The organism is Frateuria sp. (assembly GCF_035695185.1).
In the GTDB taxonomy this organism is placed as follows: domain Bacteria; phylum Pseudomonadota; class Gammaproteobacteria; order Xanthomonadales; family Rhodanobacteraceae; genus Frateuria_A.
The window spans coordinates 15,995-40,117 of sequence record NZ_DASSES010000136.1 but is presented as its reverse complement, the minus strand read 5'-3'; the positions used below and the strand labels follow the sequence as shown (position 1 = coordinate 40,117).

General features: G+C 64.1%; 23 protein-coding genes. 10 read left to right on the top strand and 13 right to left on the bottom strand.

From position 1 onward, the window contains the following. Nucleotides 1-641, bottom strand: a 641-nt coding sequence (locus tag VFH59_RS11215) for a hypothetical protein (RefSeq protein WP_325164980.1), incomplete at its 3' end; no start/stop codon positions are given. Between the two features lie 270 nt (nt 642-911). On the opposite strand from VFH59_RS11215, the gene VFH59_RS11210 reads away from it, so the two are divergent. Continuing rightward, on the top strand, nt 912-2,630 hold the full coding sequence (locus tag VFH59_RS11210; RefSeq protein WP_325164979.1) for a MobA/MobL family protein: 1,719 nt from the start codon (nt 912-914) through the stop codon (nt 2,628-2,630). Nucleotides 2,631-2,665: 35 nt separating this feature from the next. On the opposite strand, the gene VFH59_RS11205 is transcribed toward VFH59_RS11210, so the two are convergent. The 7 genes from VFH59_RS11205 to VFH59_RS11175 form a co-directional block, all read right to left on the bottom strand. After that, nucleotides 2,666-5,233 (bottom strand): AAA family ATPase, encoded by a 2,568-nt coding sequence (locus tag VFH59_RS11205; RefSeq protein WP_325164978.1) that lies wholly within the window; start codon nt 5,231-5,233, stop codon nt 2,666-2,668. A 407-nt stretch (nt 5,234-5,640) separates the two neighbouring features. Next, on the bottom strand, nt 5,641-6,366 hold the full coding sequence (locus VFH59_RS11200) for an ATP-binding protein (protein WP_325164977.1): 726 nt from the start codon (nt 6,364-6,366) through the stop codon (nt 5,641-5,643). After that, nucleotides 6,360-7,877: an IS21 family transposase gene (gene istA, locus VFH59_RS11195; protein WP_325164976.1), complete on the bottom strand. Its 1,518-nt coding sequence runs from the start codon at nt 7,875-7,877 to the stop codon at nt 6,360-6,362. The genes VFH59_RS11200 and istA overlap by 7 nt, the downstream gene beginning before the upstream one ends. Before the next feature lie 545 nt (nt 7,878-8,422). Beyond that, nucleotides 8,423-8,863: a hypothetical protein gene (locus VFH59_RS11190; protein WP_325164975.1), complete on the bottom strand. Its 441-nt coding sequence runs from the start codon at nt 8,861-8,863 to the stop codon at nt 8,423-8,425. A gap of 173 nt (nt 8,864-9,036) precedes the next feature. Continuing rightward, on the bottom strand, nt 9,037-10,290 hold the full coding sequence (locus tag VFH59_RS11185) for an HNH endonuclease (protein ID WP_325164974.1): 1,254 nt from the start codon (nt 10,288-10,290) through the stop codon (nt 9,037-9,039). A gap of 62 nt (nt 10,291-10,352) precedes the next feature. Next, nucleotides 10,353-10,997, bottom strand: coding sequence for a hypothetical protein (locus VFH59_RS11180; RefSeq protein ID WP_325164973.1), 645 nt, complete (start codon nt 10,995-10,997; stop codon nt 10,353-10,355). Nucleotides 10,998-11,005: 8 nt separating this feature from the next. Then, nucleotides 11,006-11,752 carry a hypothetical protein gene (locus VFH59_RS11175; RefSeq protein WP_325164972.1) on the bottom strand — a complete coding sequence of 249 codons (747 nt, stop codon included), beginning with the start codon at nt 11,750-11,752 and terminating at the stop codon, nt 11,006-11,008. A 115-nt stretch (nt 11,753-11,867) separates the two neighbouring features. On the opposite strand from VFH59_RS11175, the gene VFH59_RS11170 reads away from it, so the two are divergent. Next, nucleotides 11,868-12,170 carry a helix-turn-helix transcriptional regulator gene (locus VFH59_RS11170; RefSeq protein ID WP_325164971.1) on the top strand — a complete coding sequence of 101 codons (303 nt, stop codon included), beginning with the start codon at nt 11,868-11,870 and terminating at the stop codon, nt 12,168-12,170. A gap of 120 nt (nt 12,171-12,290) precedes the next feature. Next, entirely contained in the window at nt 12,291-12,464 is a 174-nt protein-coding gene (locus VFH59_RS11165; RefSeq protein WP_325164970.1) for a hypothetical protein, read from the top strand. A gap of 45 nt (nt 12,465-12,509) precedes the next feature. On the opposite strand, the gene VFH59_RS11160 is transcribed toward VFH59_RS11165, so the two are convergent. Then, on the bottom strand, nt 12,510-13,427 hold the full coding sequence (locus VFH59_RS11160) for a hypothetical protein (RefSeq protein ID WP_325164969.1): 918 nt from the start codon (nt 13,425-13,427) through the stop codon (nt 12,510-12,512). Between the two features lie 373 nt (nt 13,428-13,800). On the opposite strand from VFH59_RS11160, the gene VFH59_RS11155 reads away from it, so the two are divergent. The 4 genes from VFH59_RS11155 (at nt 13,801) to VFH59_RS11140 (ending at nt 15,513) form a co-directional block, all read left to right on the top strand. Further along, complete coding sequence (locus VFH59_RS11155) at nt 13,801-14,079, top strand: hypothetical protein (protein ID WP_325164968.1); 279 nt, start codon at nt 13,801-13,803, stop codon at nt 14,077-14,079. 93 nt (nt 14,080-14,172) lie between these two features. Continuing rightward, nucleotides 14,173-14,604, top strand: a complete 432-nt coding sequence (locus VFH59_RS11150) for a type II toxin-antitoxin system RelE/ParE family toxin (RefSeq protein WP_325164967.1) — start codon at nt 14,173-14,175, stop codon at nt 14,602-14,604. Continuing rightward, nucleotides 14,601-15,023: a helix-turn-helix transcriptional regulator gene (locus VFH59_RS11145; protein ID WP_325164966.1), complete on the top strand. Its 423-nt coding sequence runs from the start codon at nt 14,601-14,603 to the stop codon at nt 15,021-15,023. The genes VFH59_RS11150 and VFH59_RS11145 overlap by 4 nt, the downstream gene beginning before the upstream one ends. Continuing rightward, nucleotides 15,007-15,513 carry a hypothetical protein gene (locus VFH59_RS11140; protein WP_325164965.1) on the top strand — a complete coding sequence of 169 codons (507 nt, stop codon included), beginning with the start codon at nt 15,007-15,009 and terminating at the stop codon, nt 15,511-15,513. The genes VFH59_RS11145 and VFH59_RS11140 overlap by 17 nt, the downstream gene beginning before the upstream one ends. Nucleotides 15,514-15,615: 102 nt before the next feature. On the opposite strand, the gene VFH59_RS11135 is transcribed toward VFH59_RS11140, so the two are convergent. Further along, the gene (locus tag VFH59_RS11135; protein ID WP_325164964.1) at nt 15,616-17,886 is read right to left on the bottom strand and encodes a histidine kinase dimerization/phosphoacceptor domain -containing protein; all 2,271 of its coding nucleotides are present in this window, start codon (nt 17,884-17,886) and stop codon (nt 15,616-15,618) included. A 264-nt stretch (nt 17,887-18,150) separates the two neighbouring features. On the opposite strand from VFH59_RS11135, the gene VFH59_RS11130 reads away from it, so the two are divergent. Both VFH59_RS11130 and VFH59_RS11125 read left to right on the top strand, forming a co-directional pair. After that, a complete protein-coding gene (locus tag VFH59_RS11130; RefSeq protein ID WP_325164963.1) occupies nt 18,151-18,972 on the top strand; it encodes a Crp/Fnr family transcriptional regulator in 822 nt (273 codons plus the stop codon). A 272-nt stretch (nt 18,973-19,244) separates the two neighbouring features. After that, nucleotides 19,245-19,451, top strand: coding sequence for a hypothetical protein (locus VFH59_RS11125; protein WP_325164962.1), 207 nt, complete (start codon nt 19,245-19,247; stop codon nt 19,449-19,451). Here VFH59_RS11125 and VFH59_RS11120 read toward each other — a convergent pair. The 3 genes from VFH59_RS11120 to VFH59_RS11110 are packed head-to-tail and all read right to left on the bottom strand — an operon-like array spanning nt 19,429 to nt 23,521. Further along, nucleotides 19,429-20,631, bottom strand: a complete 1,203-nt coding sequence (locus VFH59_RS11120) for a cation:proton antiporter (RefSeq protein WP_325164961.1) — start codon at nt 20,629-20,631, stop codon at nt 19,429-19,431. The genes VFH59_RS11125 and VFH59_RS11120 overlap by 23 nt on opposite strands. A 17-nt stretch (nt 20,632-20,648) precedes the next feature. Next, nucleotides 20,649-22,028 (bottom strand): sodium:proton antiporter NhaD, encoded by a 1,380-nt coding sequence (nhaD, locus tag VFH59_RS11115; protein WP_325164960.1) that lies wholly within the window; start codon nt 22,026-22,028, stop codon nt 20,649-20,651. 59 nt (nt 22,029-22,087) lie between these two features. Continuing rightward, a complete protein-coding gene (locus tag VFH59_RS11110) occupies nt 22,088-23,521 on the bottom strand; it encodes an MFS transporter (RefSeq protein WP_325164959.1) in 1,434 nt (477 codons plus the stop codon). 182 nt (nt 23,522-23,703) lie between these two features. On the opposite strand from VFH59_RS11110, the gene rnk reads away from it, so the two are divergent. Continuing rightward, the gene (gene rnk, locus VFH59_RS11105) at nt 23,704-24,111 is read left to right on the top strand and encodes a nucleoside diphosphate kinase regulator (RefSeq protein WP_325164958.1); all 408 of its coding nucleotides are present in this window, start codon (nt 23,704-23,706) and stop codon (nt 24,109-24,111) included. Nucleotides 24,112-24,123: the final 12 nt, after the last annotated feature.

The window sequence follows — 24,123 nt, the reverse complement described above, 5'->3', positions numbered from 1 at the left end:
TTCACCGCCACGTAGAACACCCCGAAGGTAAGCATCAGCTGGGTGCTCACCCCTGATATGAAGATCATGGTGACGTCAAATGGTGGCCACTCCCTGGTCGTCGCCCGACGATAGATGGGCAGGATGAAGAGGTAAGAGACGACCATGGCCGGGCCGAAGAAGCCCCACAGAAACCCCTTTATCCCTGGAAGCAGAGACAGAGCACCGACGACAAGTGGCCAGAGAACTGTCAGAGCGATGGCAAGGATGATCCATCGCTGTCCGAGGCTACCGCTCCACTTCGTTCCAGAATCGCCAGCAGCGGCCATCTGATGCGTGTGGATTAGCGTGTGACCCTCTGAATCAAGGGGATAGACGAGCGCCATGATGGGCATCAATGCCGACATGGCCATCAAACCAACCAACGCAGCGATCACCGCGGCGAGCGCTGGCAGCCCTGAAAGCGTGCCCGAGGAAGAAAAGTCCACGGGCAGCGCGTAGAGCTTGATGAACTCGAGCCAGTAGAGAGCCGCGACCGCCAGCAACATCGCACCGAGTGGCACCGACACTTTCGCGAGCCATTCCAAGAGACCGAACACCGGTTCGACCGGCGACGGTTTGGCCGTTGGCTTCTGGTCAACGGTTCCTTGTTGTTCTTCCATGTCCCTGTCCTCGCGATCCATCGATCACGTCACGCTGGTGTTTACCGATGCTAAGGCATTCCCGACGCGCGCTTGGCATCGGATGTTCCGAGACAGCCGTCTCACTGGGTGATACTTCCAGCAGCCTTCGTGACTGCTGGGCTTGACGCAACCCCGAGTTCTGCTTGGATGTTTCCGTGGGGGCGGGCATGAAGCTGGCCCGCCGCGCTGTCAGTTTTGCTCAGGATGACCGGTGGTCGCCGAAAGGTGACTGGATCAAGGAGGATCAACGTGTCTCGTCATGCCCGCCCCCACTTGGAAACCCACTCACGCGGTGCCGGCCACGCGGCCGTCGCTGGCGTGGCTTACCGTCTTGGCCTGCGTCTCTACGATCGCCGCACAGGCACGTGGCACGACTTCCGCAAGCGCAAGCTCGGCGAGGAAATCGTGCGTGCCGTCACCGTGGCGCCACCGGGTGCGCCTGAGTGGGCCACGGACCCGGATGAGCTCTGGAACCGCGCGGAAGCCGCCGAGAAGCGCAAAGACGCGCAGGTCGCGCGCGACTATCGCATCCCGATCCCTTTTGGCTTGACTGATGAGCAAGCCGGCGACATGGCCGAGGCGATGGCGCGCTACATCGCCGACGCGCTCACCACCGCGGTGTCCTTGGGGCTTCACCGAGATGCGGACGTCGACGCGCTTGGCAACGTAAAGCCGAAGGAAAAGCAGGGCTACCACGCCCACTTGTATTTCCCGACGAGAAAGCTCGAACAGATTGAAGGCGAGGAGGGGAAAGGCGAGTGGGGGCTTGGCTCGAAATTGACCATGCTCTCGAACAAGAACAGCTCCGGTGCGTTCCTGGAGCAACTCAACGCGAAATGGGCCGATCTCGCCAACCGCTACACGTCCGAGCGGGGGCTGACGGCCGACTACGACCATCGGAGCTACGCGCGGCTAGACTTGCCGATCCCGCCGCAACGGACGCTCGGCCAGGCGGTAACCGCGATGGAGCGGAAAGGCTTCTTCACGCGCAAGGGCGCGGAGCTGCGTGGGGACATCATTCTGCCGTCCGAGCTTGCCAAGGCGGCGCACGCGATCGTGCTCGAAGCGCAACGCGCCCAGGCCGCTGCAGATCGCCAGCGGGAAGCCGCCACAAAAGGTTCCGACCCTCAACCTTCTGCCAGCCCTTTGCCAGGCGTTATCCAGACGACGGATGGCGAGGCCTTGGAGTGGCAGCTGGTCAAGACGGTGTCGAAAGCGGAAGCGCCAGAAGGGCAGGCTCAGCGATCAGCGGCAACCACAGGGGAGACCAGATCACCTTTCACCGACTTCATCGAAGGGCCTCCGGGCTCGCTACTCGCGCGTTTTCGTGAAATGGACGAGGCGCCGGAGGATCCCAAGGAGCACGCTGCCTACAACAAGGTCTTGCGCCTGGTTCGGCTGGTCGAAAAGGTGTTCGTCTCCCTGCGGGAATGGCTGGCCAGGTTCCGTCAGCACGACGAGGCGCGCGGACGCCGGGTGGCGGCCAAGCTTGAGGTGGTCTATCGCCTCGATCGTGTTCGCGATGAGCGCGATGCCGCCCGCACCCGCGTCCAGGAATGGGAGGCCGCGCATCCATGGCGGATGAGAGCGGCCAAGGCCCGAGGTGGCGATGGCAAGCCAGTCGAGTGGCGGATCTTGAACCGCGCGGTGGAGGCGCGGCAGGACCGCATTGCGGAAATGGAGTCAGCGATTGCTTCCCACGACCGGCAGATCCTGGTGTTCGATCAGGAGGGTTTCCGGCTGGGCAACGAACACGCCAGCCTGATGAACCGGCTGCGCCTGCTGCTGGTCAGCATCCGGAACACCGACGAGGGGTCTCTGCGCGCCTTGCTCACCGCGGCGCACGAGGACGAACGGGAATGGATCCAGGCCGCGGGGGCGGTGCCTGCGGTGGCACCGCAGACCTCGGGCAGGCCAGACAGAGCTCTGACGTTAGAGCCGAGGAGGCGGCCGGGAGCAACCGGGTGAGCGAGCTGCGTTACTTCTAGCCTCACGCACCGAAGTTATCGCAGAGAGCGGTCTATAGCGGTCAGGGCTTGAAGTATTCGACGCACGGTAGGCTCTTCGAAATCGTCTCGATCTTCTTCTTCATGCGTGCCCTTATTTAAGGAGATCCACGCCCGAGAGTTCACCTTGGCCTTAAGGATCAGGTCTAGCTGGTCCCCCCGGAGATCCCATGGGGCCTTCAGCGTGCCAGCGCTCAGGGCCTTCGTTATCCGGCTGAGCAACACCTCAGCGACGTTCCTTGTATCCGGTGGGGCGCCCGGACCTCGCAGCTCTAGCGAGAAGCGCGCAACGTCAGGAGCCTCTTTCGCCAGCTTTTTCCACATTTGGTGGAGAAGTCCCTCGAGCGCTTGGCGAGAGTGGGACAGAGCTCCCCGCAAGTTGTAGTCGGCCAAGCAAGCATCCGCCTGCTTGATGTAGTTGCGCGTCTTTCCCCCGCTCACGCGAGGATGGTGGTCGCCGTCATGGTGGCGGAGAATGTAAAGCTCTGCGTCTTGCGCATGGCGGTTGTGGATGTCTTTGATGAACTCGTCGCTGTGGCAACTGATGATCAGCTGCTTCTTCACGAGCTCTGGGTGGCCGAAAAGCGTTGTGCGGATGCCTTCCCGATGATCGTGGTCAATGGCGTTCACCGCGTCGTCCAGCAGCAAGACGGGCAGGCCGAGCTTGATGTTCTTCGCCAGCAGGATGGCGAGCCCGAGGCAACGAACATGACCCTCACTCAAGATAGCCAAGGCATCTTGCCAACGGTCGGGTGTGCCCCGGAAACGGACTTGTATCGGGTCCCCACCCCGTAGTGGCAGCCGCAGTTCTTCGAGCAAATCGGCCGGCTGGTCTTCGAGGTTGAATGAGTTGTAGAGGTCAAGCGCGACCTCGTTCAAATCCGCCAAGAGCTGTTGAGGGAGTCCGTCTCGATAACTTTTGAGCTCATCAAGAAACTCGGCGTAGGCCTTCTGGATCCTCAACTTCACCTGGTGCTCGGCGGCCTCCGCCTCGACCTCCTTCAGAAGTTCCGCGTTTTCTCGTTCGAAGGCGGCCAACCGCTCTCGCGCTGCTGCCACATCCGCGTCGAACTGGGTCTGTCGCCCTTGGATATCGATCAGCGCGTTTCGAGCGCCCTGGAGTTTCTCTGCTTCGGCGGATAACGCGTCCCGCTGCGTCTGCTCCGCTGCCAACTTAGCGTCCAGTTCCCCTAAGACCTTGGCAGCTACCAAGACTTGGCGCCACTCCTTTGACCGGTAGTTGCTTAGCGGCTGATCCAATGGAGCCAGCTGCTTGTCAGTAGGCAGCCGCTCCGCATGGCCTATGACTTGCCGGATCCCTTGTTCTAGGGCGGCCTGGCTTAGCGCAGATCGGCGGTCCAACTCGATGGCCTGTTGTTCCAGCAGCGCGAGCTCTCGTAGTGCCTGAAGACCATCAGTGGCGCGACGGAACGGGTTAGTTGCCACCTGATCCAGCGGAGTTTCGCAGGCCGGGCACCGATCAGCCCGTGTTGCCTCCAACGCTACGACAGCCTGATACAGACTGCGAAAGGAAACCTCTCGGCTGCGAGCCTCTAGCTTCGCCCGTGCTTGCTTGAGCTGGCGCTGTATATCGCGAAGATCTCGGCGCAGAGTGACCAATTTGCTAGCGCTGCTCCCTGTCAGCGCCGGCAACGGATTTTTTAGGATGTCCCGGATTTCCTGGAGGCGCCCCGGGGCCGCTTGTGTGCCAATCCGCGCCTTAAGGTCGGCGTATGTCAGCCCGGGCTCAAATCCGGCGGCAACCGCTGCGCGTTCCTCATCGAACTTTCCGTGGCTCTCAGCGGTCGATGCCACCTTTGCTTGGTCCGCCTGAGTGGCAGCGCGGCGCAATTCGAGAGCCGCGGCCTTAGGGAGGGCGAGGTCCAGCTGGCTATCCAGGGAGGAGGCGAACCCGCTGACGAAGTCGTTAAAGGCCGTAAGCCCAAACAAGGCGGCCAGCATGCGGGAGGCTTCCGCAGGCCGCCGAGCACCGATCCTGGCGAAACCCTCGATGCGATTACGCTCGACGATGATAAACCGGTGAAGCTCTTCGTCAGGTTTGATTTCAGTAGAGGCTCCTTTCAGGCTGCCGAGAAGCACGGGTTGCTTGTGTTTGCCCTCATGGGCGTTGTTGAAATAGTGCTTTGCTCCCAAGCCGCGCTCATCCGCCTCTTCGATGCGGCCCAGAAGGGCAAGCTCCAGCGCTTCACACAAGCTGCTCTTACCGGTTCCATTGCCGCCGAGGATTAGCGTTGTGGCGCCACATAGGTCGAAGACTTCTTTACGACGGAAGCCGCGAAAAGGGCCGATCTCGAGACTGGTCAGCTTGTCCCATTCGACGCCTACTTGCGTGGGAGCGGCTGCCTGGTCAACCACAACCGCTTGGTCCATACCTGCGCGAAGCAATGGCACAAGCAGGCGCGATCGCTGGCCGCCGGCGTGGGTCGTTCGAGCAACGTGCGCTAAGTTAGCCTCTACGACAGCGCAAGTTTTGCGCACATCCTCGGAAGGCTGACGCGCCCCCAGCCATTGTGTGAACCGCGCGAAGTCGTTGATCAGTGCCATCGTGGCCCCCATTCCTGTGGGGCAAGGTTAAGGCATCTCTACGGGGCAGTGGCCAGGTTGCCAGTTATGGCGGCCAGTCTGTCTCAGACTAGCGGTCACTCAGTGGAAGATTTTCCAAGTGGATATTCTGATCCACCTGACCATCCAGTCTGAAACAAGCTGGCCACAACCCCCACAAACGGCGTAGCCATGCCATTCCCGCCTGAGCGCTCAGCCTGGTGGGATGCTTCCTTATCGATGGAGAACAGCCCCGCGGGTGGCCTTCAGTCTGGAACAGACTGGCCACCAGAACGGAGTGTTGGGAACGCTAAGGGGTAGGTTTCGAGCGCGGTCAGGCACACATCCGCGTCATCGATCTGAGTCAGCCTGTGCCAGAGCTGGCGGCCAATCGGGCGAGATTCGAAAAATCAGCGCCGTGCGCTGCGGGGCATACGCTTGAGCGTGATGGGCTGCGAGCGTTCCAACAGTCGACCGAAGATCGCGTCCGCGGCCGTGGGATCCTCGAAGTAGGTGTCCCAGTCCTCGACCGCGTTGGGCGAGACGACTAGGACCGCTTGGCGGTGTCGATGGCGCACGTCGAGCAATTGGCGGAGTAGGTGGCTTTGTGGGGTGTCCGCTCGCTCGGTCGCAAAGTCGTCCAACACTAAGAGTTTCACCCGCGCGAGCCGCTTGAGAAACGTTGGCCACGTGCCGTGCTCCTTCTCGATCGCACACGCGGCCAGCAACTCCGGCACACGCCAGTAGGCGACCGAGAGCCTCGCCAACGCCGCTTCCCGCGCCAGGGCGCCGGCAAGGTAGGTCTTGCCCACCTGGGAATTGCCGGTGATCACCAACGTGTGGCCCAGCCGCACCCAGTCGCAGGTGCGGAGGTTGCCCAGGACTTCCGCCGAGAGGCCCCGCGTTGCGCTGACCCAGACGTCCTCCAGCGTGATGTGGACCGGCAGATCGGCTTGATCCAGGAAGCGACGCATGCGCTTCGTCGCCGTCGCCTGGGCTTGCGCCTGAGCCAGGGCCAGGACGCACTCCACGTGCGACTTGGCTCGGTTGGCAGGGTCATTGGCCCACTGCTTTAAGCGCTCGGCCATGGGGCCGAGCTTCAGTTCCTTCAACGTATCCACGGCATCGGTCAACATGGAGCCCCCTCACCCTGATGGGCGTAGTAGCGCGCGCCACGTGCGTTGGACGCACGCGGCGGAGGTGGCGCTTTAGCCGCCGCGGTGCGGTTGTCGAGCAGACGCTTGAGCGTCGTGATCTTGGGCGAGCCCAGCTGGATGGCCGCGCGCGCGGCTTCGTCCACCGGCGTGGTGCCGTGGACTTTGGCGAGCGACCGCAGGCTGTCGCAGGCGGGTAGGCCGAGGAAGGGGCGAGGGCGATCGAACTGCTGCTGGACGAAGCGCAGCACGTGCGGGCCGGCCTCTTTTGCCCACGCCAGCATGCCTTCGATGGACCGTTCGGCCTGCGCGCGGTGGGCTTCGGGCTGGTGCGTCCGAGCTGTTGTGTGGCCGCCGGTCATGGTGCTGCGGGTGTGGTGAGCCACCACCTTGCCTTCGTGACGGACCTCGATGGTGTCGTCGGTCAGCCGCACCTCAACGCGCTTGCCGATCAGCGCATGAGGGACCGAGTAGAAGTGCCCCGCCACGGCAACGTGGTAATCCTTCGGCACCGTGGGCACCACGAGCCACTCGGCGAACACGTAAGGGGCCGGCGGCAGCGGGCGCAGCGTGGCCCGTTCCAGTTGTTCGAAGCGCTGACGGCGGCTGAGACCATCCTTGACCATGGGTCGGTCGTTGGCCTCGTCCAGCAACTTAGCGACGGCCGCATTGAGCTCGTCCAAGGAATAAAAGTGCTGGTGTCGCAGCCGCGCCAGGATGCGCTGCTGCGCAAACTTCACGCCCACCTCCACAGAGGCCTTGTCGCGCGGGCGGGACGGGCGGGTCGGCAACACCGCCACGCCATAGTGCCGCGCCAAGTCAGCGTAGGAGCGCTGGAGGGTCGGCTTGCGTCCCGGCACGATTACCGCGGACTTCAGGTTGTCCGGCACGAGCACCTCGGGCACGCCACCGAAATAGTCGAACATCGCCACGTGGGCTTTCAGGAAGTCGGGCACCTGCTGCGTGGGCGAGCATGTCGCGAAGAGCAGGGAGCTCGCGCCCAGCACGCCGACGAACAGTTCGACGTGGACCTTCTCGTGGGTAGTCGGGTCCAGGTAGTAGGGGCGCAGGCCCGAGTAGTCCACGAAGACGCGTTCGCCGGGCGCGTGGTGCTGGCGCATCACCGTAGGCAGCGTCTCGCGATACTGCTTCAGCTTGGCCGCCAAGTGAGAGTAGGAGAGGGCGTCGTGCGGATGCTCGCGCCGGTAGTCCTCCCACAGGAGCTGCAGCGTCATGCCCTTGGCTTGGAGTTGTTCGTGGAGCACCGACAGGTCGGGCACCTGCTTGGGGCTGCCGCCGCTTGCCGGGCGATTGAGGCGCCGGCGCATTTCTTCGGGGCCCAAGTCAGACAGCGCGCCCCACGTCAGCTTGCGATCGTTGAGCAAACGCCGGTAGCGGCCGACGGTCGTCTTCGACACGCCAGCGGCAGCGCTGATCTCGCGGTCGGTGAGGGAAGTGGTGAGGATCAGGCGAACAACGTCAAACACTTTCACGAACGACTCCTTGTCGCCCGCGGCGCCCCATCCGCGAGCCAATTTCGGGCGCAGATGCCCGTGCCACGCGCGCTTGCGCGTCGACAGTTGACAGGGAGGGGGAAGCAAACTAGAACAGGGGTGCGGTTGGGGCACCACACCGTGTCATCGAAAGGTCGAGAGTTGGCGCTCTCGGCCTTTCTTGTTTCCGACCCCCGGAAACAAAGCGGTGGTGGGTCGAGAAGGTTTTACATAGCCAGGCTCCTGAAGCTGAACGGAGCCTTGTTCTAGCCCGTGATTGAGGGCTGTCAAGCGCGCCCCATCACGGTTCTCAGGAATCCGCGAGCTAGAGCCAAACACATTTTTTTGCTCGGGAGGCGAGCGAGCCGTCAGCGCGACCGAAGCTTGTCAGGCCGCATTGTTGAGCCATTTTTCTGGCGCGCGTCTGAGCAAAAGAAAAGGCCGCCCGTGAAGGCGGCCTTTTTTGCGGAGCATCGGCCTGAGGCCTGACTTCCCGCAACGCTAAGGTGGCAAGGTCTCAGGGACGTGCCTGTAGGCGTTCGCCGTCAATCGGTGTCAGGCACCTTCACGAACACGCGCACATCCAGGCCTGCGCATACGAACAATGCGGCCGCGCGCTGCCACAACGCGTGGAAGCTCTCCCAATGATCAACGCCAGAAGAGATCACCTGGGCCAGGAGCGCGCCGGGGGTCAGCGGTTTCCGAATGGTGAGGGTGTCCACCGCGAGTGCGAAGTAATCGGTCAACTTCCCGTCCGTCGGATCCTTAGGCGTGGGGTATTTGCCGGCCCAATAGAGGACTTCACTGTAATAGCGCAGCAGCTGTCGCTCCGCATCGGAACGATCGAGCCCAACTTCATCGGCCAAGTTATTCAACCTATGAATGGCGCGGATCGGTTGGCCGCGCTGGGCGAGCACGGCTTTCAGAATGACCTCCAAAGCCATGCCGCACAGCAAGTGATACACCGGACGGGTCGCGAGCGCCATGTTGAACCCTGGATCTAGGCCTAGTGCGCTGGTCGCGTCCGTTTGCCTCATGGCGAGCCAGAGCCCGCCAGCTGCCGCCCGAAGGTCGGAGGCTCGATTGAACCAGTGCTGGGGGTGAGACCTGGCCTCAACCAGGTCGCCCTCCCGGTAGGGATCGCCGGCTGGCTCCACGTTCATGTGGACTGCCCGGCTACGTCCACACGGTGATAGGCCAGGTGCTCGGGATGCGGCTGGTCGTTGGGGTTGCGAGGGAGCTGAAGAGGCTTCCCACGCAGGGCGCTGTATTCGCTGGCGGACAATCGCTCGTCGATCTGAACCCGGTTCGCCTCATCCACCCAGAGCAAGCCACGATCGAAGAGCGTGTGGATGTCAGCACGGAGCAGCAAGCCGTTGTCCGTGCGGTTGGTGTGGTCACCGCGGAACGGCCGGATGTGCGCGGCCTCGAGGATCTCCGTGACCGCGCAGCCGGTCACCGCGCAACAGTTGTCGTAAGCCGCGAGCAGCGCCGCCTTGAACTCACCTTGGCCCTCGCGCAAGGCGATGGCGTAGAGCACCCGGACGCGGGCGTCGTGGTCGGACGTGATCGGTGCGCGTCGTTCTTCGGACGCCGCTTGCGAGCTGGCTTCGGCCCAGGCCGCCTCGTTGGCACTCACTTCCACCTGGACAGCTTCGATGCGTCCATCCGCCTCGCGCAGGTCCCAGACACCATGCGTGGCCGGCGAATACAAGGTGTAGCTGACATCCCGGTAGCGACCAACACGGAAGAGGGCATCTTTCGCGTTGCCTTTGTCGCTACGGAAGTTTTTGCGGCCCCGATCATGGTGGCGGCGGTTGGCATCGTTGACCGTGAGCAGGCAGGCGTTGTCCCGGGCGTCCCCATGGTCCTCGTGCGGATAACGTTCCGCCAGCCACGCCGTGACGTCCTTGATGCTCGCGGCACCATCCAGTGCCCGCACAGCCTCCAGGACACGCCAATACTTGGGTTGGAAGCCCGGCCCAAATTTGCCCCTGTCGCTACGCTGTGCCAGCAAGGCCAACAAGTGGTTGGCGATGGCGTCGTCCAGGTGCTCTCGAGTTTGTCTCGGAGGGTGGGCGCCCACCTTGGAGGCACGAATGCCGCGGGATACTTCCCAGACGTAATGGGTCCAGTCGACCGCACGCTCGTGCTGGTGGCTGGACAGTGAGTCCGCCGGCACATCCGGGTGGAGCAAATAGCTCTCGGCAGCGCCCACGTGGCCGGCACCGACGAACCCAGGCCCATTACAGTAAGCAAAGATCCAATCGCCCTCATTGAGGGCGTTGAGGATCTGGTCGCCGCGATCGCCGGTTTCGGCGTCGAAGCCTGCGGTGATCACGCCACGGGTGAGGTTCTCCTGCCACCAGCTGGATGTGGCCGGTCGGCCGATGTTGAAGACGTAATTCGCCACCTGATTTCTCCCTGTGTGAGCAGGGAATTCTAGTGACTCGAATCGCGCCAGATGAGATTGGCTTAACCGAAATTCGGAAGGCGACGGACGATCTCCGAAGCCACAGAGTTGGCCTGTGATTCCGTAAGGCCGCCGGCGAGAACCGTTCGCCGCCCCACGTGATCCACTTCAACGGTGTGGCTCACATGGGTGAGGAGCGACAGGGTTTGGACCGCCATGTGCCCCACACCTGCCGCCATGCCGCTGCCACCGAGGATCACCACGCGACCGTCCTGCGCGTTGCTGCGGATCACCGACAGCACCTGGTCCGCCGGAATGGTCTGTGAACCCAGTCGGATACCTTGGGTGGACACTTCAAGCGGTTCGCGCACGACCTTTCTGCGGTGATCGTGATAGCTCTGCCACATCTGCCGGATGACGATGCCCGCCAAGATCCACGTCACGAAGCCAACAATGGGCGTGGCCGAAGTGTCCGGGTTACGGGCGTAGATCATCCCGCCAACAATCCACGCGGGAAAAATTGCGAGCCCGGCGGACACCACGGTGATGCGGAAGGGAAGGGGGGAGGGCGTGGCAACAAGGGTCGCCCAGTCGCCAGCTTCGCGAACCTCAAACACCGGCCCGCGACTGGCCTTGGCGCCGAAGTGATGAATGACGAAACCGCCAGCAACGATCAGCAGCACAAGGAAGGTCAGCAATCCAGTCATGGCTACTCCTAGTGAAGGTCGTGGTTGCCCGCGGGATCGACACCGACGATCCACAGCGTCTTGCCGGCGCGGGTATCGAGAACCGGATCGGCGTGATTCATCCAGCCGGTCAGCCACATCAGCCGAATGAGGACCTCGTGGTATTGGTGCGCGAACGGCCCGGACTGCGTCGCCGGCCCCAGGTCGAAAAGCATCGACGGGGGCAGGGGGCCCATGTTGCGCACGCCGTCCGGAGCCGTGTTGATGTGAGAAATGCCCTGGATGTTCTGTGCGATGGTGAGCTGGAGCGTGCCTTGGCCGTTGCCGACAGCGTCCTCGGGCGCGGTGATGTAATGGGACTGACCCACGGCGTCCGTAAACCTGATCGGCGCGTTACAGACTTGAAACCTCTCCTGGTGATGGCGCTTGACTGAGTGCCAAACCTCGGCGACGGCCGTCCAGCAAGCCAGATGCGTCCCGGCCTCGATGAACTTCACCGCCACCCGCGGCCACGCATCGCCGACTTTGTGGTGCGCAAAGATGCCAACGATGTCGCTGGGCTTCGCCGGCTTGATCGGCCGGTAATACGAGCCATTGGTTGTGGCCGGTCCCGCTACCTGGCCGTTGGAACCTTGGCTTGGGTTACCGAGAACCTTGGCGGCCGTATGCGTGATCGCGGAGCCGGCCCGGTGGAGGAAACCTTTGAGCCCGCTGTCCTGGGCGTGGGCGCCGAACGCCAGCAGCGTTCCTACAAGCGCCAATCCAAGCTTCTGCATGAAGAACTCCCCTGTGGATGTGCCGCAATCCTATACCTGTAAAGCAGGTAAAATCCTGGCTTCCGCGTAAATGCAATACGGATAATAGCTTGGAGGCCGACCACACGGGGCGGCCATGAAGCGAGCAACAGTCCACACGCCGGAGCACGAGGAGCTCGTTCTCCTGCTTCACGACTTGCGCTTGGAGGCGGGACTGACCCAGGCGGAGGCTGCTGCGGCGCTGGGCCGCCCGCAGACCTATGTCAGTGCGGTGGAGGTCGGTCGGCGAGGCGTGGACCTGGTCCAAATCCGCGAGTTTTGTGGCATCTACGGCCTGACGTTTCCCGTGTTTGCTCAACGGTATGAGGACTACCTGTCTCGTCGGGAGAGCAAGCGACGGCCTCCCCGTGGCGGAAGGAAAGCAGCGCGATCTGCCTGATGCTCACGACTCGTCCTCACGCGACTCGTCTCAGGATGTGAGAACCACGTGAATTAGCTTCTGCTCCCGTCAAGCTCGTTGTTGCTTGGCGCCATGGCACTTGTCAGAAGGAGCTTCTTGATGAGCAGCAAGCAGAAATACTGGTCTGGCCAGGAATGTCCCAAGACGGCCACGTATGGCCAATACAGGGACACCAACGACAACACTTATGCCGGTTCCAGCTACGACCGGCACGTTCAGAGGGGCGAGCGGTTCCCACCCAGCCTGAACAACCATCACTTCGAAGAGAAGTAAGAGGAAGGGGGCGAAAGCCCCCTTTCTTTTACTGGCGGGGCTCCCTTAGCCTTCTGCGTGTTTGGGCGCTGTCAGGTGGATGACGCCCAAACGGCGCATCAGCTCGCGACTTTCGGGATCCGGCACGGTCGTCGTTACGAGCACGGCTTGGGCTTGCTGGATGAGCAATTGGGCCTCCTGCTCCGCCCGCATAACCGCGCGGTATTTCACCACTTGATAGACGCCTCGCTGGAGCTCGATTTTCGACGCATGGCTGGGCTTCACCTCCACGGCGAGGCGCTTCGCGGATGTGCCGAAGTAAACGTCCAACCTATCGCCCGAAGAGAGCGGATACTCAGTTTCGCCGGATTTGAACGTGCCGAAGCGAGCAAGGAAGGCCGGGTTACTGCGCACCCACTCCTTCAGGTTGCGGTGCTCTAGCGTCTCCTCTCCACCCCCTTGGCTGACCTTGAGGGGCTTCATCGGCTTGCCGGAGCGATTGCCCCCGGCGGCCGGTTTCAGGATGGGTGCGCAGAATGCCTCCGCAACGGCAACCCAACGCTCGCCGTAGTCGAAGACAATGTCGCGGGCCATCCTGTGGAGGTCTTTGCGGCGCTTAGCGCTGAAACGCTGGCCTTTGGCGTTGAGGTAGTTTCTCAGCAGGGGATCGCCGCCTTTCCCGGCGCACTTGTCCCTCTTGTTGATCACGATAGTGTTCAGAGGGGGCAGGAGTAGGCCCCAAACCTCGCTGAGCTCTTCCAGCTTGTGGCCGACCAATCCCACGGGCGCGCCATATGCGCTCTTCCGGAACTGCTGCGGGATTTTGTAGCGCCGCTCAATCTCGGCGGCCAGGTCCTCGTAGGTTATCGGGCGCCCCTCGCGGGCGCGCTGGATCATGATGGGGAAAGCAAGCGGGGCAATCTTGCAGCCAAATGGTGTCCAGCCGCTGTTGGCCCAGTCCGGCTCCCATGGTGCGGTCGTCATATTCCAAGCCCCCGATGAACGTGGGGGACATTGTGCCGCTTCGCTTACTACCGGTTCCATGTGGCATGGGCGATGTGAACGTGACGGACTTTACCGAGCGCTAGGTTGGTGTGAGCGAGCTCTCTTGATAAGTTTCGCGGACCTTGGTCAACACGGGAGGTCAACTTTCCGATAGGACCAAGCGCCGCAAGGCGTTGGCGGGGCTCGAAGAGAATCCTCTCCCACTCTCTCCGCCATATCTTTATGTAAGCTGCTGGTTTAAAGCATTTTGTCTTTGAGTTTCGGTCTGTTCGATCCAGTGTCCCATACGTGATGGATGGGCACCATTGGGCTAGCCTTCGCTCAAGGGGGATAGGAGCTCAACGGGGGACCAATGGAGCTGGAGAAGTGCGCCTGTTGCGGCGCCAGCATGAGTAAGCGTGCGCTTGCCTGCCCGATGTGCGGGGACACACCAAATCGTCGGACATTTCACGACAAGCTCGCTTGGTTCGTCGTCTGGCTGTTTTCGATCTTCAGCCTGCTCTGCATCTTTTGGGCCACCTTCGTCGCCGACGGCATCTCCTCCCCGCAGCAGTGTGCTGTCATCGCAGGGGCCATAGGCTTCACGCTCGTGCCGTACTGCTATGCGCGGGCGGTTGAGAAGTTCGAGTAGCCGCGTGCTCGGGCTGCCTGAATGCAACCATCCCCGAGGCCTTCACGTGCACTTGCATCCTGCGAGCGCAGACTTAACTTATAGGTTAAGATCGTGAAGTTTGTCGCGATTGCCGAGGGCAAAGGGGCCAGGATCGTTGCTCATCTCCCAGATGGGGCCGATGTGACAGATCTGGAAACAGAACTGGATCAGTATCGAGCCAACGGTGGCCCAATCGCCAAAGCCGCGACGCAGATGCTCGCTTTGTTCGCCGTCGTTGCGGACAACGGTCGCATGCGGAGCGTCCGCCTGTTCCATGAGGCCAACAAGAAGGAGAGCCTGTATGAATTCCGCAAAGGTGACATGCGCGTTTACTTCTTCTTTAGCAGCGATTCGGGAGAAGTCTTCATCTGTAGCCATGCCATATACAAAAAGCAGCAGACCACGCATCAAAGGGATGTGTCGCGCGCTGTAGCCCTTCGTGATCAGATCAAAGCAGCGAAGGCCGCGGGAAAATTCCGAATTGTGTCCAGGGTGAAGAAATGAGCAACGTAATCCAAAATCTCGCAGCTCTTCGTGAGACGCTAGTTTACGCACAGGAGTCAGCCAAGCTCGATTTCTCTATCCAACTTCACGAGCTTATGGAGCGGGCGTCAGTCTCACAAAAGGAGCTCTCGTCTCGAGTAGGAACGTCTCAGGCCTACATTAGCAAGGCGCTCCGAGGTGACGGCAATCTCACAATTGAAACGATGGTTGCCCTCGTTCGAGGTGCTCACGGGAAACTGCACTTCAAGGTCACGTCTGAGGATTCCGTGGCGTGGTGGCCGGAGGTCTTCGAAGGCGGTCGCAAGGTAGCGCGTGAGCCCATGACTGATCTTTGGAGGGCGCACGAGGAGAGGCCGCAATCGAACGCTTCCTATGATATCCACGGCAGCGAGAGCGATTGCGATGTCCTTGCAGCTTGAGACCTGCTTCTACACATCGGTCGAGGTTGACGCTAACCCTGGTTACAGGGAGGCTGACCATAAAGTCGAGTGCAAGGTCGAAATAAACGGGGAGCTAAATTTCGTCAATGCTCACCGTCTGGGTGCGAGCCTATCCATTGCAATAGCAGAGTCCGATGGCATGCCCTATGACATTGCGCTATTCATGTTTGCAGGATTCACCATCCATGACGACACCCTTGCGCAGTTTGCTAATGCCGGCATGCTCGAACGAGCGCTCGATCAGTACAAGAATTCGGCGGTGTCGATATGCTATGGAGCGGCCCGCGAATTCGTTCTTATGGTGACCGGACGCCAGCCTTGGGGGCCTTTTACACTGCCCGTAGTCTATCCGTCGACTATCGAGCTCGCGATAACGCTGGGCGACGAGGTCAAGGGCTTAGCTAAGATCTCGAAGAGAAATGCCCTGACTCCTCGAGCGCCCAAAAAAAAGGCGTCGAAACAGAAGTGAAAAAGCCCGCTCCGGCGGGCTTTTTCATGCTTGCTTGGTATCGGCTTATCGCGGTGCTCCAAGCGGTCGTGTTGATGATTACTGCCGCCCGCCAAGCAGAGGCTACGAGGTGGAAGAGCCGGTTGCTGCGGTGTCGGCGCCCGCACTCGCGGTAATGGGGCGAGCCGATTGGTGGCTCCGCCCGCTTGGGGAAGCGCGCAAGCGCAGAAGCACCGGCGGGACCACGATCGTCACGGTGGTACCGCCCGCCCCGGTCCGGGTTTCCGCCGTCCCGCCAAGCTGGGCCGTGAAAATGCGGATCAGCTTCGAGCCGAGGCCGCCGCCGCGTACTGCGCCCTGCATGCCGAGCCCGTGGTCGCGCACCACGAGTCGCAGTTCACCGCCGGCTGCCCGATCGGCTCGTACTTCCACCGGCCCCGGCGCGCCGGCGTACGCGTACTTGGCGGCGTTGGTCAGCAGCTCCGTGGCCAGCAACGCAAGGGTCACGGCCGCCTGGCTCGGAATCGCCACGTCGATGGCCTCGACCGCCACGTGGCCGGACCAGCCCTCGCCCCACGAACGCATGAGGTCCGCGCACAGCTCCTTGAGGTAGGGCCCGAGCCGCACGTTCTGCGCATCACTGGATCGCCACAGGTGCCGGTGCACCGCGCTTACTGCCATCAGTCGATTGACCGCACCCTGGAACTGGCCGCGAACCCCCGGATCGCTGGTCTGGCGTGCCTGCAGCTGGAGCATCGAGTTGACGATCTGCAGGCTGTTCTGCACCCGGTGATGCACTTCCTGCATCAGCACACTCTTTTGCGCCACCAGCGACTGTTGTTCGGCCAGCGCATCGCGCAGGCGGTTGTTCAGATCGCGCAGAGCCTGTTGCTGGAGCACGGTGGTGAGCGAGCGCCCCAGCTGGCGCGCGGCGCCCATTTCGGCACGGGTCCAGCGACGGGCAGTCTGGCGGACGGTCTGTTTCCAGCTGTCGAAGGAGGCCCGTGGGGACAGCCGTGCGGGCACGTCCCCACTGCCGCAGGACTCGTGCGGGTTGCCGGCCCATACGACGCGGGCGATTTCCTCCACCCGGAACCACAGCAGCACGACCGGAAGGGGGGCGCCGATCGCGGTGGCCAGCACGCCGCTGGCTTCCGTGGCATAGGACGCCGCCGCAGGCAGCTGGCGAGCCAGGTGATGGCTGGCGAATACATCGTGTCGTAGCGGCTCCTGCAGCCAACTGGCGAGCACGACCGTCTCCGCTTCCCCGGGCGTATGCCCGGCCAGCTCGACCCGCCCGGGCGTCACCAGCGCGACCCCATCGCACGGCACCATGTCCGCCAGCCTTGCCAGCTCCAGTTGCACCGGGTTGCCGGCATCGAGCGCCTGGCGCAGCTCGTCGAGCCAGGCAGTACGAAGCTGTCGCAGCCCGGCGGCCTGCCGGTGATGCCGGGTCTCCTCACGGGCCTCGATCTGGTGGGAAAACACCCGTCCCAGGTGCCGGCAGGCTTCGCGCAGCTCATAGGCCACGTGCTTCGGTTCGCTGTGATGGCAGGCGACCAGGCCCCAGAGCACGTTGTCGACCACCACCGAGATGGACATCGACGAGGACACGCCCATGTTCTTCAGGTACTGCAGGTGCACCGGCGAGACGCTGCGCAGCGAGCAATCGCTCATGTCGAGCGCCTGGGTGGCCTCTGGGTCGATCGATCGCAGCGGCGCGGGTACGTAGTGGGCGTCCGGGATGATCCTGAAGCGGTTGCGCAGATACAGCCTGCGCGCCTGCCGGGGAATATCGGCGCCGGGGAACCGGTGGTTCAGCAGCGAGGGCAGGGCGCCTGAACGGGCCTCGGCGACCACCGTGCCTGCTTCATCGTCGATGAAGCGGTAAACCAGAACCCGGTCGAACCCGGTGGCGCGACGGACCTCGGCAGCCATGGTGCCGAAGAGCTCGTCCAGTTCCTGGGGCCGCTCGAGCGAGGCGACGGCCCTGGCGAGTTGCGCCATGCCTTGCGCCGCTTCGACGCGGGCCGGTGCGGCCGGTTCGAACTCGATGATGGCCCCCTCCCGGTTGGCGTGCGCGGTGACGTCCCATCGGCCTTCTCCCGGCGGTTCGGGGCGCCAATGGGCCACGTAGCCCGGGAGCGCCGAGCCGTGCTCGGCCATGGCGCTGGCGAGCGCCAGTCCCTCGCTGTCGACCAGTGCATCGATGTGCTGTCCGAGCAAGGCCTCCGGGGCCACTCCGACGGCGCGACTCGTGTCGCCGGCGAGCTGGATGACGACACCCAGGTGGTCGACCGACAGCAGCGCGCCGTGTGGCTGTATCGCGCCGGGAACGTGGATGGGCTCCCGATCGCACAGGCGCGGATTGTGAACATCGGGGGAAAAACCCATGGGCTCGGCCTTTGAGACCGCGTGGCGTCTGCGGCGTGGGTGCGGCGGTACCCGTCGCCCGTCGGGCTGGATCACGGGCGCGGCAAAGAGAAGGTGCACCCCGACTCTAGGTGAGCTCCTCACGAAAGTATGTCCAATTGTGGACACACGCGTGACGCGGGGGTCACCCGAAAAACACTTGCAGCGCTTTGAGATAACGTCGCAAGCCCGTGCGCAAACGGCGATTCCGCCGTATGTGTGGACACGGTCATCATGGGGGCTTCCTTGGCCAGCCAATACGAGCGCGCGCAGTCACCGGGTGGGCTGAGCGAGGAGGCGCCGCCCAACAATCTGCTGCGGGCGCTGCACCAGGACGATCTCCTTCTGCTCCAGCCGCACCTGGAATCCCAGCGGGTCGAGGTGGGCCGGGTGCTGTACGAGCCCGGGGACCAGGTGCGTCATGTGTATTTTCCTTGCGGCCCCACGCTGGTCTCCTTCGTGGTCCTGCTGGAAGACGGGCGTGGCATCGAGACCGCGCTCGTGGGGCGTGAAGGAGCGGTGGGCGGCATCGTCAGCCAGGGCCGGCTGCCGTCGTACTCGCGCACCGTGGTCCAGTTCCCGGGCCCGGTGCTGAGGATCGGCGCACTCGAACTGGAACGGGCCAAGATGAGCTCGCCCAGCCTGCGCAACCTGTTCGCGCGCTACGCGGACTGCCTGATGGCCCAGGTGTTCCAGTCAGTGGCATGCAATGCCGCGCACTCCATCGAGCAGCGCACCGCCAAGTGGCTGGTGGCGGCGCTCGATCGCACGGGCGACCACGACGTGCCGCTCACCCAGGAGCAGCTGGCGTCCATGCTCGGGGTCGGGCGCAGCTACATCAGTCGCGTGATCAAGCAGCTCAAGGACCGGGGCATTCTGGAAACCCGCCGCGGTGGCGTGCGCGTGACCGAAGCTGGGGGGCTGGACAGCATCGCCTGTGGCTGCAACCGGGCGGTGAAGCTTCACTTCGACGACGTGTTGCAAGGAGTGTATCCCGGGGAGGAAGAAAGCGCGGCGATCAAGGCCGGTGCCGGCGACCTGCAGCCAGGCTCGCGCATGCCCGGCTGAGCGCCGGAACCCGAGCGAACCGGAGCCGCAGCGCGCCTCTCCGCCGTGACAGGGGCGACCTGGCCCTTGGCCTACTACTTGTACCCACAGCAGGATCAGGCTTCCCTTACGGCGCTCGGCTGAGCCGCCCCTCATACTTCGCGCGAAACGGGCCGGTGGACGCCGCCCAGGCGTCAGCGGGCACCGACAAGCCATCCGGCCGCAGCAGCGACCGCGCCCTGTCACAAAAGCCGCATAGCATGAGGGCCCCGTGGGCCTCTCGGTATCCGACCATGGTCCTTGACGAGAAGATTCAGGCGAGGTTGGCGGAAGCCCACCGTTTGCTGCTGCTTGAAATCGAGCATCGCGAACGCGTGCGGGCCGCGTGCCTGGACGACTCGGATGCGGAGAAGGCGGTGCAGCTGAGGCAGGCGTGCATCGAGCGGATGGAGCGGGTGCTCGCGCGGCACCAACCGGTCATCCGCCTGCGCCCGGGTTGACCACGCCGCTAGCCGGGTAGCGTTTCAGCAGCCACGCCAGCACCGGCGGCGTGACCATCGCGGTAAGCAGCGACATGGCCACGATGATCGCGTAGATGCGGTCGCTGAACACGCCGGCGGCAAGTCCCAGGCTGGCCACCACCACGCCCACTTCCCCGCGCGGAACCATGCCCAGGCCGATGATCGTCGCCGCGCGCCGGCCCATCGACAGCGAGCCGAGCCAGCCCCCCGCGAGCTTGGAGACGATGGCGATCACGGTGACGATCGCCAGCATCCCGAGCGCCTCGGCACTGGCCAGCTGGGCCAGATCGATCTTGCTGCCGGTGATGACGAAGAAGAACGGGGTGAGCAGCGCCATCAGCGGCTGGGTCTGTTTTTCCAGCATGTGCTGCTGGCGTGTCTCCGAGGCGATCATGCCGGCGAGGAACGCACCGATGATGGCCGCCAGGCCAAGCAGGGTGGACAGCCAGGCCAGGCCCAGGCAGATCGCGAGCACGATGGCCAGCGGCGAGTGCGCGCTATGCGGCGTCTCCAGCCACTCCGAATTCCAGCGCATCACCCGCGCGCCGCCGAGCCCGACCAGCGCGATGAAGCCGATCGCACTCCCGAGCACCACCAGCAGCCTGGCCGGCTCGAACCCGCCACCGCCCTGCAGCGATACGACCACGCCCAGCAAGAGCATCGCGAGGATGTCGTCGATCACGGCCGCGCCCAGGATCACCTTGCTTTCCAGCCGCTGCAGCGCGCCGAGTTCCTGCAGTACGCGCGCGGTGATCCCGGCCGAGGTGGCGACGAACGCGGCCGCGATGAACAACGACTTGCCCCATGGAAAGCCGTTGCCGTGCGCCCAGAGGCCGCCCAGGGCAAAGGGGATGAGCACCCCGAGCAGGCCCACCAGGAAAGCGACCTTGCCCACCTTCTTCAGGTCTTCCAGCCGCGTTTCGAGCCCGACGGAAAACAGCAGCAGGACCACGCCGATCTCCGCCAGCACGTCCAGCGGAGTGCCGGGCAGGATCTGGTCGGGGCTGATCCAGCCGAGCAGGGAAGGGCCGACCACGCAGCCGGCGGCGATCTCGCCCACCACGCCCGGGAGCCGGAGGCGCTGGGCCAGTTCGGCGCCCAGCTGCGCGGCGACGAAGACGAGGAACAGGGTGAGCAGGATGTCGCTGGCGTGGTGCATGGTGTTCCCTTGCCTGGTCAGCTGCCGTTGAGCGCCAGGTGCAGCGCGATGCTCGCCGCGTAACCCAGCGCGATCGCCCAGCTCCAGCGAAGATGGGTCATGAAGGTGTAGCGCTTGCCGGAGGCACCCATCAGGGCCACGCCGGCGGCCGAACCGACCGAGAGCAGGCTGCCGCCCACGCCGGCGGTGAGCGTGACCAACAGCCACTGCGCCTCGTCCATCGGCGGGTTCATCTGCAGCACGGCATACATGATCGGGATGTTGTCGACCACCGCCGAGAGCACACCCATGGCCGCATTGGCCGGGGTCGCGCCGAGCATGCCGTAGAACGCATGCGAAGCCAGTTCCAGGTAGCCCAGTGCCGCCAGTCCGCCCACGCAACCGAACACGCCATAGAAGAACAGCAGCGTGTCCCACTCGGCGTTCGCGATGATGCGGAAGATCGAATACGACTCCTCCTCCATGCCCTGCGCCAGCGCATAGCGGCGCTGGCTGCGGTCGATGCGCGAGGCCAGCAGGTTGAGCAGCGCCAGGCCCGTGAGCATGCCGTAGGCCGCCGGCATGCCCAGCCATTGCTTGCCGATCACGGTGATCGCGACGGTCAGTGCGAAGGTCAGGCAGATGCCGATGCCACCGGGTTTCACCTGCACCCGCCCCGGGACCGACTCGGGCATCCCCTTGGGCAGCGCGAAATGCATCGCCACGGCCGGCACCAGCCAGTTGGCCATGGCCGGAAGGAACAGGCGGAAGAAATCGAAGAACTCGGCCTTGTGGGCCTGCCACACCATCAGCGTGGTGATGTCGCCGAACGCACTCCACGCGCCGCCGGCGTTGGCCGCCACCACCAGGTTGATCAGCGACAACGTGGCGAAACGCGCCTGGCCGCCACCCACCGCCAGCACCACCGCCGACATCACCAGCGCCGTGGTGAGGTTGTCCAGCACGGGCGAGAGGAAGAATGCGATCGTGCCGGTGATCCAGAACAGTGAGCGATAGCCCAGCCGGCGGCGGGTCAGCTGCGCGCGCAGGGCTTCGAACACGTTGCGCTCGCCCATCGCGGTGACGTAGGTCATCGCCACGACCAGGAAGAAGAAGATCTCCGCGTACTCGAGGAACATCGCCTCGAACGCGCCGCGTGCGGCCGCCGGCCCGCCGGGGAGGTCACGGGTTTCCCAGGCGATCAGGCCCCAGATCAGCGCGGCGGCGAGCATCACCGGCTTGGATTTGGCGATCCGGATGCGCTCTTCCAGCACCACGGCGAGGTACGCCAGCACGAACAGGGCCAGAGCCAGCCAGCCGGCCGGGTGGCGGGTGAGGTGGAAGTTGGCGCCGGCTTCGGCGGCGGCCGCCGAAACGGGAAAACCCAGAGAGAGGATCAGGAGCAGGGTCGAACGCATGGATCGCTTTCCGTGGCACATCGGCCAAGCCTATCAGGCGAGCGCACCCCGGCCGCGGTTCAGGCGCGTGCCGGGCGGTCGACCCCGAGCCGGCCGAACACGCGGCTGGCCGAGGCGGTGACTCCCGCCAGGATCAGCACCGTCCAGCGGAACGCGGCGACGTAGTCGGAATGCGCGTGGCCCTGCAGCAGCGACTCCATCAGCAGCGTGGCCAGCGCGATGCCGAAGCTCATCGAAAGGTACTGCGCGGTGGAGGCCATCGAGGACGCCATCGAGGCGTGCCTGATGTCCAGGTCGTGGTAGATCAGCGTGTTCATCGCGGTGTACTGCATGCCGGCGAAGCCCCCGTAGAGGAACACCATGGGGGCGATCAGCCACATCGGCGTGGTGCGTCCGAACAGCGCGAAGGAAGCGAGCAGCATGGCGACGATCAACGTGTTGCCGAGCAGCAGCCGCCGGTAACCCAACCGCGCCAGGGCACGGTTGACGATCCACTTGGCGCTGATCGAACCGAGCGCCTGCGGCACCATCATCAGGCCCGCCATGAGCGCCGACCAGCCGCAGCCCACCTGCAGAAACAGCACCAACAGCAGGAACATGCCGGAGATGCCCAGCCGGGTAAACAGGTTCCCGGCCAGCGCCACCCACACGCTGCGCACCTTCAGCAGCGAAAGGTCGGCGACCGGGAACGCCGTGCGCCGGCTGTGCCAGACGTAGATCACGCCGATCAGCGACGCCAGCGCCGCGTACTCGCCGACGCGCGACCACGCCACATGCTCGGCGCCGACCAGTTCCGAAGCGGTGAGCAGCAGCGCGGATGCCACGGCGAACAGCATGAAGCCGAGCAGGTCGAAGCGGTTGGCGTGCTGCATGCGGTACTCGGGCATGTCCTGCTTGTTCATCCACAACCCGGCGATGCCCACCGGCACGTTGATGAGGAAGATCAGCCGCCAGGAGGTGAACTCCACCAGCGCGCCGCCCAGCAGTGGCCCCAGCACCGAACCGAGCAGGCCGAAGGTCGCCACCGTGCTCATCACCGCGACGAACTCGCGCTTGTCGATGCTGCGCACCAGCACGTAGCGGCCCACCGGCATCAACGCGGCGCCGCCGACGCCCTGCATCACGCGCGCTGCCACCAGTTGCGGCAACGTCTGCGCGATGCCGCAGAACAGCGACCCGGCGCCGAACACCGCGATGGCGGCGCCGAACACCTTGCGCGTGCCGAAGCGGTCGCACAGCCAGGGGCTCGCGGGGATCAGGATCGCCAGGGTCAGCACGTAGCTGGTGAGTGCGCTGCGCATGCCGAGCGGAGTGACGCCGAGCGCCTCCGCCATGGCGGGCACGGCGGTATTGACGATGGTCGAATCCAGCGCCTGCATGAAGAAGGCTGCCGACACCAGCCAGATCAGGCCCCGGTACCGCTCGCGCGAGGATTCCTCGACCTGCCCGCCCGCGTGCAGGGAAGGGGCGGGCGTGACGGCATCGTTCGGCATGGGGGCGCATGATACGGCGACGGCTGCCTTCGATGCGTGCACAGTCGCCGCTTCGCGACGGGCTTGGGTTTTATGCGGACGGCACCAGATCTGACGGGAGCCTGCCCTTTCGCGCGCAGCGCTGTCCGCTTGCCCGAAGTTCGCCGGCCATCGTTCCGCCGGCCTTTTCCATGGAGAGTCCAATGACCCGGCCAGCCATCGTCCTGTCCCGCCTGGATGTCGAACGCATCGAGAACATGCTCGATCGCCTGCCGGCCGGGGCGGCGCAGCAGCATGCGCCGCTGCGGGCGGAACTGGAGCGGGCGGAAGTGCGCGAGCCGACCGAGATGCCGGCCGATGTCGTCACCATGAACTCCACCGTCACCTTCAGCGAGGAGGGTGCCGACGAGCGCATCACCCTGTCGCTGGTCTATCCCGCCGCAGCCGGCAAGCCCGGCACGGTGTCGGTCCTGGCGCCGGTGGGCAGCGCGCTGCTGGGGCTGGCGCGCGGCCAGGAGATCGACTGGCCGATGCCGGGCGGGCGGCCGCGGCGCCTGCGCGTGATGGAGGTCGACTACCAGCCCGAGGCCGCCGGCCACCTGCATCGGTGAGCGATGCCCCCC